Source organism: Pseudoalteromonas sp. P1-30, assembly GCF_001400005.1.
In the GTDB taxonomy this organism is placed as follows: Bacteria; Pseudomonadota; Gammaproteobacteria; order Enterobacterales; family Alteromonadaceae; genus Pseudoalteromonas; species Pseudoalteromonas atlantica.
The window spans coordinates 144008-160354 of record NZ_LKBC01000001.1 but is presented as its reverse complement, the minus strand read 5'-3'; the positions used below and the strand labels follow the sequence as shown (position 1 = coordinate 160354).

The 16347-nt window shown below is 40.9% G+C and carries 15 protein-coding genes; 6 read left to right on the top strand and 9 right to left on the bottom strand.

The genetic code is table 11. The features are described 5' to 3' along the window. The first annotated feature begins 10 nt into the window (after window positions 1–10). Window positions 11–958: a carbohydrate kinase gene (locus tag AN395_RS00735; RefSeq protein WP_054981724.1), complete on the top strand. Its 948-nt coding sequence runs from the start codon at window positions 11–13 to the stop codon at window positions 956–958. A 42-nt stretch (window positions 959–1000) separates the two neighbouring features. Here the strand turns inward: AN395_RS00735 and AN395_RS00730 are convergent, their stop codons facing one another. The 8 genes from AN395_RS00730 to AN395_RS00695 form a co-directional block, all read right to left on the bottom strand. Continuing rightward, window positions 1001–1453, bottom strand: a complete 453-nt coding sequence (locus AN395_RS00730) for a nuclear transport factor 2 family protein (protein ID WP_024032783.1) — start codon at window positions 1451–1453, stop codon at window positions 1001–1003. A gap of 154 nt (window positions 1454–1607) precedes the next feature. After that, the gene (locus AN395_RS00725; protein ID WP_024032784.1) at window positions 1608–1988 is read right to left on the bottom strand and encodes an STAS/SEC14 domain-containing protein; all 381 of its coding nucleotides are present in this window, start codon (window positions 1986–1988) and stop codon (window positions 1608–1610) included. Window positions 1989–2213: 225 nt separating this feature from the next. Further along, window positions 2214–2906, bottom strand: a complete 693-nt coding sequence (locus tag AN395_RS00720; protein WP_054981723.1) for a cupin domain-containing protein — start codon at window positions 2904–2906, stop codon at window positions 2214–2216. Window positions 2907–2997: 91 nt separating this feature from the next. After that, window positions 2998–4464 (bottom strand): carbon starvation protein A, encoded by a 1467-nt coding sequence (locus AN395_RS00715; protein WP_004589533.1) that lies wholly within the window; start codon window positions 4462–4464, stop codon window positions 2998–3000. Between the two features lie 541 nt (window positions 4465–5005). After that, window positions 5006–5923: a carbohydrate kinase gene (locus tag AN395_RS00710; protein WP_024032786.1), complete on the bottom strand. Its 918-nt coding sequence runs from the start codon at window positions 5921–5923 to the stop codon at window positions 5006–5008. Window positions 5924–5925: 2 nt separating this feature from the next. Continuing rightward, the gene (locus AN395_RS00705) at window positions 5926–7449 is read right to left on the bottom strand and encodes a mannitol dehydrogenase family protein (protein WP_024032787.1); all 1524 of its coding nucleotides are present in this window, start codon (window positions 7447–7449) and stop codon (window positions 5926–5928) included. Window positions 7450–7485: 36 nt separating this feature from the next. Next, window positions 7486–9207, bottom strand: coding sequence for a cytosine permease (locus AN395_RS00700; protein WP_029772305.1), 1722 nt, complete (start codon window positions 9205–9207; stop codon window positions 7486–7488). 382 nt (window positions 9208–9589) lie between these two features. After that, window positions 9590–10261, bottom strand: a complete 672-nt coding sequence (locus AN395_RS00695) for an HAD family phosphatase (RefSeq protein ID WP_054981722.1) — start codon at window positions 10259–10261, stop codon at window positions 9590–9592. A 373-nt stretch (window positions 10262–10634) separates the two neighbouring features. On the opposite strand from AN395_RS00695, the gene AN395_RS00690 reads away from it, so the two are divergent. The 3 genes from AN395_RS00690 to AN395_RS00680 all read left to right on the top strand — a co-directional run bounded on the left by AN395_RS00690 (window position 10635) and on the right by AN395_RS00680 (window position 13994). Then, window positions 10635–12173 (top strand): catalase, encoded by a 1539-nt coding sequence (locus AN395_RS00690; RefSeq protein WP_054981721.1) that lies wholly within the window; start codon window positions 10635–10637, stop codon window positions 12171–12173. Window positions 12174–12273: 100 nt separating this feature from the next. After that, window positions 12274–12735: an ankyrin repeat domain-containing protein gene (locus AN395_RS00685; RefSeq protein WP_374276184.1), complete on the top strand. Its 462-nt coding sequence runs from the start codon at window positions 12274–12276 to the stop codon at window positions 12733–12735. Window positions 12736–13127: 392 nt separating this feature from the next. Then, window positions 13128–13994: an alpha/beta fold hydrolase gene (locus tag AN395_RS00680; protein WP_054981720.1), complete on the top strand. Its 867-nt coding sequence runs from the start codon at window positions 13128–13130 to the stop codon at window positions 13992–13994. A gap of 33 nt (window positions 13995–14027) precedes the next feature. Here the strand turns inward: AN395_RS00680 and yddG are convergent, their stop codons facing one another. Beyond that, entirely contained in the window at window positions 14028–14948 is a 921-nt protein-coding gene (gene yddG / locus AN395_RS00675) for an aromatic amino acid DMT transporter YddG (RefSeq protein ID WP_054981719.1), read from the bottom strand. Between the two features lie 175 nt (window positions 14949–15123). Between yddG and AN395_RS00670 the strand changes: the two genes are divergently transcribed. Both AN395_RS00670 and AN395_RS00665 read left to right on the top strand, forming a co-directional pair. Further along, window positions 15124–15777 (top strand): TetR/AcrR family transcriptional regulator, encoded by a 654-nt coding sequence (locus tag AN395_RS00670; protein ID WP_024032802.1) that lies wholly within the window; start codon window positions 15124–15126, stop codon window positions 15775–15777. Window positions 15778–15780: 3 nt separating this feature from the next. Beyond that, the gene (locus AN395_RS00665; protein ID WP_054981718.1) at window positions 15781–16263 is read left to right on the top strand and encodes a putative 4-hydroxy-4-methyl-2-oxoglutarate aldolase; all 483 of its coding nucleotides are present in this window, start codon (window positions 15781–15783) and stop codon (window positions 16261–16263) included. The last annotated feature ends 84 nt before the right edge of the window (window positions 16264–16347 follow it).

Genomic DNA, 16347 nt, shown 5'->3' with positions numbered 1-16347 from the left:
GATATTCCAAATGACCAAACTCCTGTGCTTAGGCGAGCTTTTAATTGATATGCTGCCACAAGATGCTCATAACTCAGCGTACTTACCCATCCCTGGTGGTGCACCTGCTAATGTTGCTGTTGGCTATGCAAAACTTGGCGGTGAGGCTGCATTTTGTGGTGGTAAAGGTGACGATCATTTTGCCAATCAATTAAGTAATGCACTGGCGCAATACAATGTAAATACAGACTATTTATTTACCATTGCTGGCTCACAAACCGCCATGGTAATAGTAAGCCTTGATGAAACAGGCGAGCGTAGTTTTGGCTTTTATCGCCATAACACAGCCGATGTACTTTTAACCCAAGCGCATTTAGCGCAAATAAATTGGCAAAGCATAAGCACTCTGCACTTTTGCTCAAACACCCTAACCGACCCAGCAATTGCCAATACAACCCTTAAAGCGCTAGAACTTGCTAAAACACATAATAAGCTCGTTAGTTTTGACGTAAATTTACGCTACAGCTTGTGGGAAAACACTTATGATATAGCCAGCAATGTAAAAGCCTGTTACCACTATTGCGACATAGTTAAGCTTTCGCGTGATGAACTTAATTTTTTAGCAAAACACAGCGAAACAACGGGCGAAGATTACATTCAAACATTATTAAATGCAGGGGTAGAACTGGTGTTTTTAACCGACGGGCCTGAGCCTGCTACGGTTTACCACAGCGCATTTATACTTAACGAATCGGCACCAAAAATAAACGCAGTAGATACAACAAGCGCGGGCGATGCCTTTATAGCGGGGGTTTTATACTATTTAAATAACTTAGGGAGTAATTTATCACTAGCAGATAAGTTAAATGATGAAACCAGCATAAAAAACGCCCTGCACTTTGCCCTTCAATGTGGCTCTAAAGCCTGTTTAGCTAAAGGCGCTTTTCCGGCATTACCAGTGCTAGCTGATGTAATATAAACAGTTAAAGCCCCAAATAGCGGGGCTTAACCTAATTTATAATTATTGCTTAATAAAAGTAACGCCTTTAGGTGTTTCACCTTGTGGTAAACGGGTTGAGTGCATTTGCGATAATAGCCATTTGTCACCCACTTTTGATACAACCACGCTTTCTAACCAATAAATGTCACCGCTTTTATCGGCGTTTTTAAAATTGGCTTTATTCCAGTAATTAATAAACGCAACATTTCCTTCTACACGCGAATTTATAACACTAAAATAATTAGTTCTTATGTAATCAGCGGGTTTAACAACGTTTACAAAGTCATCAATAGTCCACACTTCACCGTGCTCTAAAAGCAAGAATGAATCGTCAACAGCCGCGCGCATTTTTGCGTGATCAAAGTTAGAAACAGCTAAAAATAAATCGCTCACGGGCGTAAATATGGTGTTGTCTTTTGCATGTATTGATGTAGAAAATATGAGTAATACAAAAAGGGCAAGTACGTGTTTCATTGTTATTATAATGTGTAGTTTTATTAGTACTAAGAAGTGTATTTTAATTAAGCAACATTAACAATTAAAATAAAGCAAATTCAAAAACTTATTAACGCTCCTATATAAAAAAGCACTCTATAAGAGTGCTTTAACTTAAACTTTATCAATCAAGCTATTCATCTAGCCAATCGATGGCAGCGGTGGCGTTTTCGTAGTATTGCACCTCGCCTGAAATAAACCAATTGCCTATTTTAGCCATGCGGGCTTGCCATTCTTGATTGCCATAAATAGCAATTTTATTAAATTCTTTTGAGTGCCTTACGCCAAGCTTTAAATCATCCCACGCGGCGCGAAGCTCCCAACCTTCTAACTCGCTGGCATCAATAAGCACGTTTGCTATAGGGTGTTTAACCTCGCCAAGGGCAGAGTCGATCATGGGGGTAATGACTTTATAGTCTTCATGGGTGAGTGTACCCACTGCTTTTAATTTTAAAAAGAATTCTCGGCCTGCGCGTTCAATACCAATAGATAAACCATGTGTTGTGTGTACCATGCTGCTCTCCTTAATCGGGTGCGCTTATGTTATTTACAGCCTGTGTGAGTGGGTTTAATAACGAAAGTTGGAGTTAATTAAAGCCTATAAAGTGAAATTATTCCCTTTAAAAAATAAAAACCCCAAAAATACCCATCACTTACTGAGTTAAACCATAAAACTACACCGTATTAAGTTAATTAGTACTGAACTAAATCAAACAATACTGCTAAATAATGCTATTTGCTAAGCGTTTTGTACGCGCTCTATTTGCTTATCTACATCTGTTAAGTGCCCTAATTTAAGCCACACTTTTGCACCTTGCTTACCTGCGGTTATATTAAGCTCACTGTTAATAGGCAGCCTTAACCAACTGTGTTTTACTAATACGTCTGATTGCTCACTTATATCGCCTTCAAGCACGAGTAACTCAGCCCCCTCGCTTGCGCTAATTTGCATGTTAGCGTCTGCCTCAAAATGCAATAAGCTCACATCTTCAAAGTCATCTTTATAAAGTGGGGTTATGGCAAGGCCTTTAAATGTGTCGTGTTGCACGCTGCCCATATGCTGTGTTTGTAAGCGTACGTGGGTTCTATCTTGTGGCTGAAATTGCCAAAGCTTTACAAATATTATGCAGCCTTCATCAGAGCCTGGTTTGTGCTTTGATTGCGGTGGGTTACGAATATAAGAGCCTTGTGGAAAATCGCCATGCTCATCTTGAAATACCCCTTCTAGTACTATAAATTCTTCGCCGCCTGTATGCACATGAGGCGAAAACTCGCTCCCTGGTGCATAACGTACAATGCTTGTAGCACGGGCTACCTCTGCGCCTACTCTATCAAGTGGGCGCCTATCAACGCCCGCCATTGGCGAAGGGCTCCAATTAAGTTGCTCACTATGAACAACGACTCTCTGGGTAAAATCGGCGGCTATCTTCATTTTATTACCTTTAAAATTGCATAGTGTGAGAGTAAATTTTATGCATAAAAAAAGCGAGCTTATTAAGCTCGCTTATTTAATTTTTAACGCTTTACGCTACATCTAGCTTTTTATGCTTAGAGTGTACAAATACTAAACCTACTAAGCCAATAACAACCACAGCGGCACCAATTGGTTTACCTAAGTCGGCCGATAAATTAAAGCCAATAGCAGCAGTCATGATATACGAAAGTGTTACGCCAGTAGCGATAACAGCAGGTATGCTGGTGATCCAGTGGAATGCACGTCTATCAAATAAGTACTTAGTTGCAAGCCATAGCACACTGGTTGAAAGCAGCATGTTTGAAAATGCAAAGTAGCGCCAAATAACTGAGAAATCTAATTTAGTCATAAAAAAGGCAATCGTTAAAATTGGCACAGCCAGTAATAAACGATTACGTAAGCTTTGCGGAATATTAAACGCATCAACCACGGTTAAACGCAGTGAACGGAACGCCGTATCGCCAGAGGTAATAGGGAACACCGCAACAGCAATAATGGCCATAATACCGCCCATTACGCCTAAGTAACTATTTGCTACATGGTTAACCACTAAACCTGGGCCACCTTGATCAAGCAATGCTTTTAAGCCAGCGTAGCCTTCTGGGAATGCAGCAATACCCGCAAGTGCCCATACACAACCTACAATGCCTTCACACATCATTGCGCCGTAATATACTGGGCGTACGTATTTTTCGTTTGTTAAACAGCGGGCAATAATAGGCGCTTGGGTAGAGTGAAAGCCACTAATAGCACCACAGGTAATGGTAATAAACAGTAACGGCCAGGTTGGCAGGCCATCAGGGTTTGGCTCTAAAAAGTCATGCGCGTGGTCGGCTTCAAAGTAGGCTAAAAAGTCGCCTGCAACTGGTAAGTGTGGTGCATCTAGTAATAACGCACCGGCTATTAATGTAGTCATTACAATCATTAATAAACCAAATAGCGGGTAAAACTTAGTAATAATTTTATCAATAGGTAGCAGGGTTGCTAAAAAGTAGTACGCTAAAATAGCCAAAACCCAAAAAGTATTATTAGCAAAAAAAGTGCCTTCAAATACATCTAAATTACTTAATAAGCCTGCTGGGCTCATAATAAATACAACGCCCACAAAAAACAGCAGCATGGCTGTAAATATTAGCATAAAGCCTTTAAACACAACGTTGTAATAGTGCCCTGCTATTTCTGGTAAGCTTTTGCCATCTTCTTTAATGCTCATCACACCTGAGAAGAAGTCGTGTACTGCACCGCCTAATACGTTACCAAGCACAATCCACACAAGTGCTACCGGTCCATAAAGCGCACCTAAAATTGGGCCAAATATAGGGCCTACGCCCGCAATATTTAAAAATTGAATTAAAAATGCACGCACAGGGTGAATGGCTACATAGTCAACACCTTCGCTAAAGCGTTTTTGTGGTGTATCAACTGTTGTATCCATACCTGCTTGTTTTTCAACAAACGGGCTATAAAACTTATATCCCAGTATTAAGATTGTTATGCAGATAAAAAAGATGATCATAAAGCACGTTTCTCTTTTTGTATTTGGAGTATAGAGCGCCTAATTGCCGCCCCGCCTTTCAATCCATGAATAATCGACGAACATTAACAAAGTATTAATCCCCCCGCTATAAGACGAATAGCTAATACACAAGGGTCTGTAGACCTTTCAAGGTTAAATTTGCAGCAGCCTGTTTGGTATTTAGGCAAGGCAGAGCCTATGTGGTGTGGTTATTCCCCATAAGTAGGCGATAACGCAGCATTAATGCCAAACAGGCGCTGCCCTTCGGGTTCTGCCTAGGGGCGATTTACTCTTTGTTGCTCGGTTTTGACTTAGCCCACTAGGTTACAAACCTCGCGCCGCGATTAAACCGCCCCTAGTTTGAACAAATTTCAAACTGCAAAGGTCAACAGACCCTATTTAAGCCACTTTTTATGCACCTTGCTCATCACTTAATCTAAACGGCTTTATTAATAAAAATTAAAGCAAAAAAAAGCGGCTTTACTATAAAAGTAAAGCCGCTTACACACACAATGATTGGGTGTAACTGTGATTTTTTACGTTACGCTGGGCTCATAAACTCGTTAATTTGTTCATGAGTAAGTGTAGGTGTAGCACCGGCACTTTCGGCCACCATTGCACCTACTGCACACGCAAAATCAACAGCATGTTGTGCACAATCGCTACTACAAAGCTGATAAATTAACGACCCTAAAAACGAATCCCCCGCGCCTACTGTATCCACAACGCTAATTAAATAACCTGAGTTATAGTAATTTTCGCCTTTTATGGTTAGTAGTGCACCGTGGCTGCCTTTAGTTACACATAAGTATTCGGTGTTAGTTTGCTGTGCAATAAACGCTAAGTTTTGCTCAAGTGAATGGAACTTACAGCCCATTGCCTTGGCAATTTCATAAAGCTCTTCATCGTTTAATTTGATGAAGTCGGCTTTATTCATTAAATCTACTAATGTGTCTAACGTGTAGTGTGGCGCACGTAAATTTACGTCAAACACTTTAAAGTTAGCTACATCAACTAATTGGTTTAATGTGGCAAGTGAGGCTTCGCTTCGGCCAATTAAGCTGCCAAATACAAATACATCACTGGCTTTTACTTTTTCAATAAGTGAGTCTGTAAGCTCAATGTTATCCCACGCAGTGTCGGCAACTATTTCGTAGCTGGCTGAGCCGCTTTTATCTAAGGTAACTTGTACTGTGCTGGTTTTTTTGTCGTTATTAACGCCAATGTATTCGCAGCTTACGCCTTTGCTTTTAATTTCGCCTAGTAGCTCAGTACCCAGTTCATCGTTACCTACAGCGCTTATCATGTCGGCCTTAATGCCCAGTGAGTTAATACGCACACACATGTTAAGCGGCGCGCCGCCTAAGCGTTTATCGTTTGCAAAACAATCCCATAGTACTTCGCCAAAGCAACTTACGCTTACGTCTTTACCTTGTTTAGAATCAATTAAAATGCTCATTATTAGTTACCTTTAGGCTCAAGCACGTTATTCATAATTGCTTTAATTTTGCTAGCCGGTGCGTATAACGCTTCTACATTGTTTTTGTAGTGAGACGTAAAGGCACTTTGCGTATTTAAATCGCCAAATAAGCTTGTTAGCGATAAAAATGCAAGGTCATCAGTCGCCGTTTTAGCCGCGGCTTCATGTAACTCGCTTTGCATTGCATCGATTATTTCAAGCTTATTGCCTTGCTCATCTTCGCCTTTATCGCTGTAAAAACACCATGCAGCAATAACCAGGGTCGCAAGTGATACATCACGGCCATGGGCTAGATTTTCGTTAATAGTGGCAATTAAAAACTTAGGTAGCTTTGCTGCGCTTTCTGAACAAATGCGCGATAAGCTGTCTTTAATGTTTGGATTAGCAAAGCGCTCAATTAGCGTGTCTTTGTAGATTTCAAGATCAATGCCTTCTAATTTCTCTAGGTTAGGCGTTACTTCTCTATCCATAAACGCACGTAAGTACTTTGCAAATAAAGGATCTGATACTGTTTCGTCAATTGTGCCGTAGCCATGTACAGAGCCTAATAAACCCAGTACCGAATGGCCTGCATTTAATAAGCGTATTTTCATGGTCTCAAAAGGTGTTACGTCACTTACAAATTGTGCGCCAACGCTATCCCAATCTGGGCGTCCGCAGCAAAATGAGTCTTCAATGACCCATTGAGTAAACGACTCACAGGTAATTGGCCATTCATCGCTAACACCGTACGCATCAACAACGTAGTCAATATCGCTCTTTTTAGACACTGGCGTAATACGGTCAACCATTGCATTGGGGAAAGTTACGTTAGTAGCAATCCATTCGCTTAGTTCTTTGTCTTGCTCGGCCGCAAAGGCAAGTAGCATTTTACGCGTTACATTACCGTTGTGCTGAATGTTATCGCACGACTGTACTGTAAACGCATCAAGGCCTTGTTCTTTACGTAGCTTTAACGCAGCAGTAATGTAGCCAAACGCCGTAATTGGGTCGTTCGGGTTATTAATGTCGTTAATAATGTCTGGGTTTGAGTAGTCAAACTCACCCGTAACTGGGTTAAAGTTATAGCCGCCTTCGGTAATGGTTAACGACACAATATGCGTATCGCTGTGCGCAAGCTTATTAATAACCGCTTGTTTGTCCTCTGGAGCAAACAAAAAGTCAATCATAGAGCCAATAACTTTGTTATCTATTTGCCCGTTTGGGTGTCTTACCGTTAGCGTGTAAAGGTAGTCTTGCTGCTTTAAAATATCGCGCAGACCACGGTTACCTTCTAATAAGCCAACACCACAAATACCCCACTGTTCAGCACCTGGCGTTTTTAATAGCTCGTTAATGTACACCGCTTGGTGTGCACGGTGAAAGCCGCCCACACCAATATGAACTATACCCGCTTTTAGCTTACTACGGTCGTAGTTTGGTGTATCTACATGGCTTGGCATATCTGCCAAGCTTTGTTGGTTTAGCCCTTTAACAAGAGCGTCAGTGTGCTGGTGTTGCGTCATGGTGCGACCTTACTAAAACAATATTAAAAATTTAAATTAAGATGCAGTATTGAGTGCTTTATGGCGCAATAGCGACCAGTAAGCGGTTGCAAAATAAATAATGGTGCAAATAAAACATGCAATTTCAAACTGAGATTTATTTCCTGCGTAAATGCTCATGCTGTCACTAAAAAACATTACTTGGCTGGCAAAGCCAAAAATAATAAGTAACGAAACAGTCGACACGCCATTTAACACTTTGGTTAGCATTGAGTTATCAACAACGGGAGCTTGAACGTTTTCTGCAAGTCCTGCTTGGTACTCTTTAATGTCTTGCTGCTCTTGCTCTTCTGCTGCAATTTCTTTGCTGTAGTCTTCACCTGCGCCGTATTTTTTAGCCAGTAGCGTGTAAATAACAATGGTGAAAATCCAAGTAGGAATAAATAAGTAGTAAAACGACATTACATCAATTGCATTTAAACCAAAGCCAAACACAAGTGCTAATGCCCAAGAGGCAATGGCTGGTACGCTACGTGTAATGTTTTTGTATTTAGCCCAGTAACGGGTTAAACCAATTTTAGGAAATAAAACATGCTCGGCAAATACAATGCCGCCTACAGGTACTACTAATAAGCCTGCGTAAGTTAAAAGCGGTAACATTTGCGAAAATACAAACGGGAAACACGCAATTATAACGGTTACAACACCGACAATTGCGGTAGTGCGCTCGCGCGATTGGTCAACAAAAATAGATTGTGCTGCAAGGCCTGCGCGGTAAAGGTTGGCGTTAGCTGTAGTCCAGCCCGCAATAATTACAATAACAAAGCCTGTCCAGCCTAATGCGTGGTAAGCAACGTCACCTGGATCAAGTGATGAAATAGTTGTTTTAAGTAATACCGCAACACCTGCGCCCATAATACCGGCCGATATCCATGCTAAGTAATGGCCAAAAAACATACCTACGCCTGAAAACAAACCGTAGCTTTTGCGTTTAGCAAATCTAAAAATTGCCATATCAATTAAGCCAAAGTGGGTAATAGAGTTTGCAGCCCATGCAAAACCAATAACCTCTAATAAGCCAATACCTTTTTCGCCATCAGCGGTGGTACCGGTCCAAATAGAAGAATCCCCTATCGCCATAAAGTCATCAAACCCTGTTAGCGTGGTCACTCCTAATACATGATTAGAAAGCTCAGGGAACAATGCAAACGAGCCCGCTATAAAAATAACAAATAACCATGGCGCACAAATTTTAGAAAAATCAGCAACGGTTGAAAAACCATACATAGCCACAAATACAACAATAGAGCCAACCGATAAAACAATGGCCACAAATGCTAAGCTGTTAGGGTACCAATCGAGTTGCGCGGGTATATCAAACAAAAACCGCACTGCGGTCGCCGATACCGTGATCATGGCGGCGGATATCACACTAAATATGACCACATTTGCCCAGTTATAGAGCTTGGTCATTGAGTTACCCGCAATTTTATTTAGGTAGTTGTATAAACTTAAGCGTGTTTCTACCGCAATTGGAGAGGTAATTAACCACCACGAACACATAGCTAATAGGTTACCAATTAATAAACCTAATAGAATGTCGATGGTCGATGCGCCTAATGCAACAAAGGTTGCACCAATAACAAACTCGGTTGCAGCAACGTGTTCACCAGCGTATAAACCAGCAAAGTGCTTCCAACCATGAAGCTTATGATTAGCAACGGGCAATTGCTCTTCGTTAACATCGTTAAATGTTTGTGTGTGTGGACTTGATGCCATGGTATTTTCCTATTGTTTTAAGCACAGCCCTAACTAACCTGAACTCTGGATAATAAATCTATCTCAAGCAGCTATTTCCAGCGCTAACTACGTTAAATTTACTTGCAATAGGCTAGCTATTGACGCGTAATTTCGCCTTGTTTTCACTGTAAATCTCTGGCTAGAGAAAATAAACATAGATATCACTTTTGATTTAATATGTTAGTAAATCTCTTAACCAAAGTTCAGGTTAACTATTAATTTAAATAAGTGTTTTTTATTTAAATTAATAGTGAGTAAATCACCGTGCCTTTTTATAATGCTACTACTATAACTAATTAATAATTAATGCATTTTTACGTTAAGCTTTGTCAGTGTCATAAAGCTCAACGTTGATATTCTATTACTGTGTTTGTAATGTTGGGTACTGCTTATAAAAGTCATCCCAATGCGTTAAATGCGCTACCTTTGGGTAAGCTTGGTGAACAAAGTTCACTGCATCTTGCATATGCCCACCCCCGCTGTAATGCAAAACCTGCATATTGGCGGCAAGTGCGGCGCACACGCCGGCTTTTGAATCTTCAATCACTAAACAATTTTGTGGCTTCACGCCCATTTGCTCAGCGGCATGTAAAAATAAATCGGGTGCGGGCTTACCATTTTTTACCTCACTTGAGGTAAATACCTTATTAAAGTGCTGCGATAAATTAACCACATTAAGCGCTTTAGCGGTGCGTTTAGGGCTACTGCTTGTTGCAATACAACAAGGTACAGATAATTGCTCTAGCACGTGTTTAATGCCGTTAGTTGGCATTAATGCAGTTTCGAACTCGTTTAATAATGCTTCTCGGTAATCGGCTTCAAAGCTCTCAGCTAAGGTCACGTTAAAGGTATCGAATAAGTTTTGGGTAACTGTTTTAAAATTACAGCCCAAAAAATATTGTTGTACATAGGCTCGGTCAATATTAACGCCAATCTCTGCAAGCATGTTTATTAACACTTGCGCGCTTAATATTTCGCTATCTATAACAACGCCATCACAATCAAAAATAACTAATTCTATTTTAGTATTCATATTGCCCCTTTATATGCACCTAGTTTGGTGCAACCTTAACTTGAGCATAAGCCCAGCAAGTGAGCATATTCTCTTTATTGTTATAATAAGTCAACATCTTGTTAGTGAAAAACGCACCACAGTGGTGAATATTTATTCATTAAATATGAAATTGTCTGTATTTTCATTGATTTCAAAATTGCAATTACGACTAAGGTCGAACATTACAAAACCGCTATTTAGAAAATAGAAGGCAGCACGCAAACAGCAATCTAAATTTGTGATTACTCCAATCTAAACAATCAATTTTACCGAACTCACTTTTGTTAATACACTCGTTAACAGTTAAACAGCCAGCAACACTGCCGGCACTTTTATACAGATGAGGTCGACAATGAATACTCAAAAAAACACGATTAATAATAAATCTACGTTAACGCTAAGCGCATTAGCTTTAGCAATGGCATTACCTGCAAGTGCCGCAACTACCCTTACTAAAGACAACGGCGCAGCTGTTGGCGACAACCAAAACTCTATTACCGCAGGCGAGCGCGGAAGTGTATTACTTGAAGACGTACACCTAATTCAAAAGCTACAACGTTTTGCACGTGAGCGTATTCCTGAGCGTGTAGTGCATGCGCGTGGTACAGGTGCACACGGTGTGTTTGTAGCGTCTAAAGAATTAGATGACTTAACAATTGCTGCACCGTTTGCAGAAGCGGGCAAAGAAACTGATGTATTTGTACGTTTTTCATCAGTAATTCACTCAAAAGGTAGCCCAGAAACACTACGTGACCCACGTGGTTTTGCTACTAAGTTTTACACCGACCAAGGTAACTGGGATTTAGTAGGTAACAACTTACCGGTATTCTTTATTCGCGATGCGATTAAATTTCCAGACATGGTTCACTCGTTAAAGCCGTCACCGGTAGATAACATTCAAGATCCTAACCGCTTTTTTGACTTTTTCTCATACGAGCCAGGTTCTACTCACATGTTAACGTGGGTATACAGCGACTACGGTACACCAGCAAGCCTACGTAAAATGGACGGCTGGGGCGTACATGCTTACAAAATGATTAATAAGTCAGGCGATGTTAAATACGTTAAGTTTCATTGGGTAAGCCAACAAGGTATAGATAACCTTGATGCTAAAGAAGTAAACGAAGTGCAAGGTAAAGACTTCCAACACTTAACACGCGACCTATACAGCGAGATTGGTAAAGGCAACTTCCCTAAGTGGGATCTATACATTAAAACCCTTGAACCGTCGCAGTTAGATGACTTTGACTACAACCCATTAGATGCAACAAAAATGTGGTTAGACGTTAAAGAAACTAAAGTAGGCACCATGACCCTAAACCGTATGCCAACTAACTTCTTCCAATCTACAGAACAAGTTGCAATGGCACCGGCAAATGTAATTCCGGGTATTGAGCCATCTGAAGACAGACTATTACAAGGGCGTGTTTTCTCTTACGCCGATACGCAAATGTACCGCTTAGGTGCTAACCACCAACAATTGCCAATTAACCGTGCAAAAGTTGAAGTGGTTAACTACAACCAAGACGGCGCAATGAACTACGGTAATACAACTAGTAACGTGAACTACCAACCAAGTCACGAAAACGTTGCAGAAAACCCAATTGCACGCAGAAGTAACACAGAGCTTAAGGGCTACGTACAACAAGCAGCAATTAAAAAGCAGCAAAACTTTGCTCAAGCGGGTGTACTTTACCGAAGCTTTAGCAAGCAAGAGCGCACTAACTTAGTTAACAACTTAGCCGGCGATTTAGGCAAAGTGAAAGACAGCAAAGTTATGCACAAAATGCTTAGCCACTTCTACAAAGCAGATACCGAATACGGTACACGCTTAACTAACGCTGTAAACGGCGACATGAAACAAGTTAAGCAACTAGCCGCTAAGCTTTAATATTTTACCCAACCTGTAAGTTATTGAGGAAAGCCTAGCTTTCCTCTTTTTTAAAAAGGTAAACAGTATGCGTAAATTACTTATTATATTTACTTTAGTGATGAGCTTTTCAGGCTTTGCCAATGAGCCACAAAGCCCTGTAACAGAACAAAGCACCGCCCAGTCGCAATACGACAGCTTACTTGCTTATTACTTTGCAGCCGCACGTACCGACGACACCGCCGTTATAACGCAATTTGTTGATGCTGGCATTCCTATTAATAGTTACAACAACAAAGGTTACACCGCGCTAATGATTGCCACCTACCACGGCAATAAAAATACGGTAAACACCTTATTGCAACTAGGCGCTAATGCATGCCTTGAAGACAACCGCGGTAACACAGCCCTAATGGCCGCCATATTTAGAGGCGAATTTAGTATAGCTAAAACACTTGTAGGCCTTGATTGCGATAACGCACATCAAAACAAAGCCGGTCAAACAGCCGAGCAATTTGCACAAAAATTTGGCCAACAAAAAGTGCTCGACTTATTAGCACAGGTAAACAGTAAATCTAATTAACTAGCTTTTATTATACCCCCTAGCCCGTTATTGTTAGTGGCAATAAGGCTACATTAGCAGCCAATAACAAGGCTTTAGCAAAATAAGTAGTACCCTTTAGTTATTTAAACCTTCCTCTCGCCCCATTTTATCTGGGGCGTGGTTTAATACCAACGCCAATAAATAGCTGATCTATTTTACTTGCTAAAACAACTCATTTCTTTGTTGGAATTTTCGTCAAGGGAGCAACCATTTACAGCAATTTACGCCTAAACTGAGTTGTTTATTCGACGTAAAATTTAGAACAAATACTTAATAGGGTTGGTATAAACAATGCTTTCCCCTCTTGCTGAGACTGGTCTAACCAGCTATTATTTTTACCTGTGTACTTTATATGGGAAATAATAATTCTAATGACCGCACCACACTTTGAGCACACCACTATTACCTGCAATAACAGGCAAACCCTAAGCGCCCGTGTATTTACACCCACCAGCGCTATTAAAGGTGCGGTGATGATTGCCCCTGCAACCGGTATAAAGCAGCAGTTTTATGCAAACTTTGCTACTTACTTACAGCAACATGGCTTTGGCGTTATTACTTTTGATAACAGTGGCATTGGCCAATCACTTAACCGCAGCATTAAAAAAAGCAAAGCCAGTTTACAAAGTTGGGGTGAGCAAGATATGCCTGCGGTACTTGAGCATTTGCAAAGGGTATTTCCTAATACGCAGTATCATTTAGTGGGTCATAGCGCCGGTGGGCAATTAGTGGGGCTAATGCATAACGCTAACGAGCTAAGCTCCGCGTTTAATTTTGCTTGCTCGTCAGGTAAATTAACTAATATGAGCTTAGCGTACCAGGTTAAAGCGCACTTTTTTATGAATGGGGTTATTCCTCTTAGTAATGCCTTGTTTGGTCATACTAAATCGCAGTGGTTTGGCATGGGCGAGCCACTACCTAAAGGCGTAGCTAAACAATGGCGCAAATGGTGTAACGCCCAAGGGTATGTGCAATCAGCATTTGGTGATACCGTATTTCAACACTGTTACAACACGCTTTCTATGCCCTCAATATGGGTTAATGCTACCGATGACGATATTGCTAACAATGCAAATGTTGCCGATATGCTCTCGGTTTTTCCTAAATTAAAAGCACAAACCCTAACCTTAAACCCACACGACTATGGTTTGAAGGAAATTGGCCATATGAAATTTTTTAGCAAAAGATCTGACGGATTATGGCCACTTGCGCTTAACTGGCTAAACAAACACAGTTAAAAAAGGATGCGTTTACTCCGTAAATTTGCACCGTTAATTTACGGCGTTGATTTGCTTTTTAACTGGTTTTTCACGCGTTACGAAATAGCATACGAGTGAGCCGCCAGTTACCATTATTACTCCTTGCCAAAACGAGGCACTAAGGGTAATAGATAAATAAAGCGCCGAAATAATCGCTGAAAAAACCGGCGTAAAATACGAAAGCGTACCAAGCAACATTAAGTTACCGCCAATAATAGCTTGGTTCCAAAGAGCATACCCGCTGCCAACAACCACACCAGCTAGCACAAGCGTTACGGTCGCGTGCAGTGTAAAGGTCATTTTTGGCTCGTCACTTAATCCATACAACACCCATAAGCTTAGTGCTGTGGCGATAAAAAACAGCACAATGGCATTTTGCCCATTGCTATTTTTTTGAGTAATTACACAGTAAACAGACCAAATAAAAGGTGCTACAAACGCCAACAAGTAGGCTATTGGGTTACTGGCAAAATTGCCCATAATACTATTAAGTGATAACCCACTATCGCCACCAACGCACCAAGCCACACCAAAAAAAGCGAGTAGCATACCGGGGTAAATCCAAACACTTACTTTACTACGGTTAACTATAATACTGAGCAAAATGGTAAGTGTGGGCCATAAATAATTTATAACCGCCATTTCTACCGCTTGGTGGCGATTATTAGCAAGCCCTACAAACAGCGCTAAACACACCTCGTAAAGTGCAAATAAAGCAGTACCCCAAATAATATAGCGCTTATTAAACCCAGCAAACTTGGGCCGTCCCATTACCAAAATTAAAAACAGCGCGCTTACACTGTACATAAGCGCTGCCCCACCTATGGGGCCAAATAACTCCGAAACATCCCTGAGCAGAGCCACTAAACAACTCCATAATAAAATAGCGGCAATGCCATAAAGCGTGTATTTATGATTAGAAAAAAAGTCCATTAACTACCTAAAAGTACTACTTACGTTTGACGTTACGCTAACAGTAATTAGTGGGTTAAACAATTGTTGCTCATCATTTATTGTTATAAAGATGTTTTTGGCCTGCACTTAAGCGTTTGACCTTTTGGTCAGTAAAGTTACAATCATTCAACACGTTAAAAACAGCATCGCCATAATGAGCACACAAACAAAGCCAAATAAAAAAGAACTCACCCGAGTAAAAAACCAAACATTAATACTCGATGCCGCCGAGCAATTGTTTTCTCAGCTTGGTTACGATGGCACCAGTATGAGTATGGTTGCTAAAGAAGCAGGCGTTCCTAAGGCCAATATTTTATATTATTTTAAAAGCAAAGACGGCCTATACGAAAACGTAATAGACCGCATTATTGCACACTGGAACTTAGGCTTAGATAACGTAACCCCTGAGGACGACCCTGCACATGTGCTGTATCACTATATTAAAAGCAAAGTCATACTTGCCGTAAACCAGCCGCTGCAATCACGTTTATTTGCCAGTGAAATACTGCGCGGCGCTCCTTATTTGCAAAACTACTTTAGAACCAACACACGCCCGTGGGTAAAACAAAAGGTAGACGTGTTTCAGGCCTGGATAGATGCAAACAAAATGGATAATGTTGACCCTTACCATTTATTATTTACCATTTGGTCAACTACGCAGTACTACGCCGATTTTCAGGCCGAAGTGCTACTGGTTATGAACAAATTAGAATACGACGAAACCGATGTGGCACAAATAACGCAATCAACTGCCCACATAATTTTAAAAGGTATTGGTTTAAAAATACCTGAGCACAGTGAGGCTTAACCCATGGATAATTTTACTACCCCAGACTTATTTGACGATCACCGCAATAGCGTACAAGTAGCCGACAGCGGCCTGCGCCACTTTGGTAAAAAAACCACGTTTAGTGGCCAAGCAGTTACCGTTACTTGCCCAGACGATAACTCGTTTGCCGCCGATATACTGCATGAAAACGGCAAGGGTAAAGTACTGGTTATTGACGGCTTTGCTAGCAAACGCTTTGCTTTTATAGGCGATATTATGGCGGAGCGCGCGTTAAAAAACGGCTGGGAAGGCGTGATTATTAACGGCTGTTGTCGCGACATTGAAATACTTGCCACTATGGATTTACCGGTTATGGCACTGGGCTCAACCCCGCGCAGTACATTAAAGCGTGGCTTTGGAGATAAAAATCAAACAGTGACCATGCTTAGTACCACAATTAACCCTAACGATTGGCTATACGCCGATGTAAATGGCTTAATTATTAGCCCTAACGCATTACTATAAACGCCACATTTGCAACCAAGTTGGTGCAATCACGCACCAACTTGGTGTGTTTTCACCTCTAAATTACGCCTTCTTTAATACTTA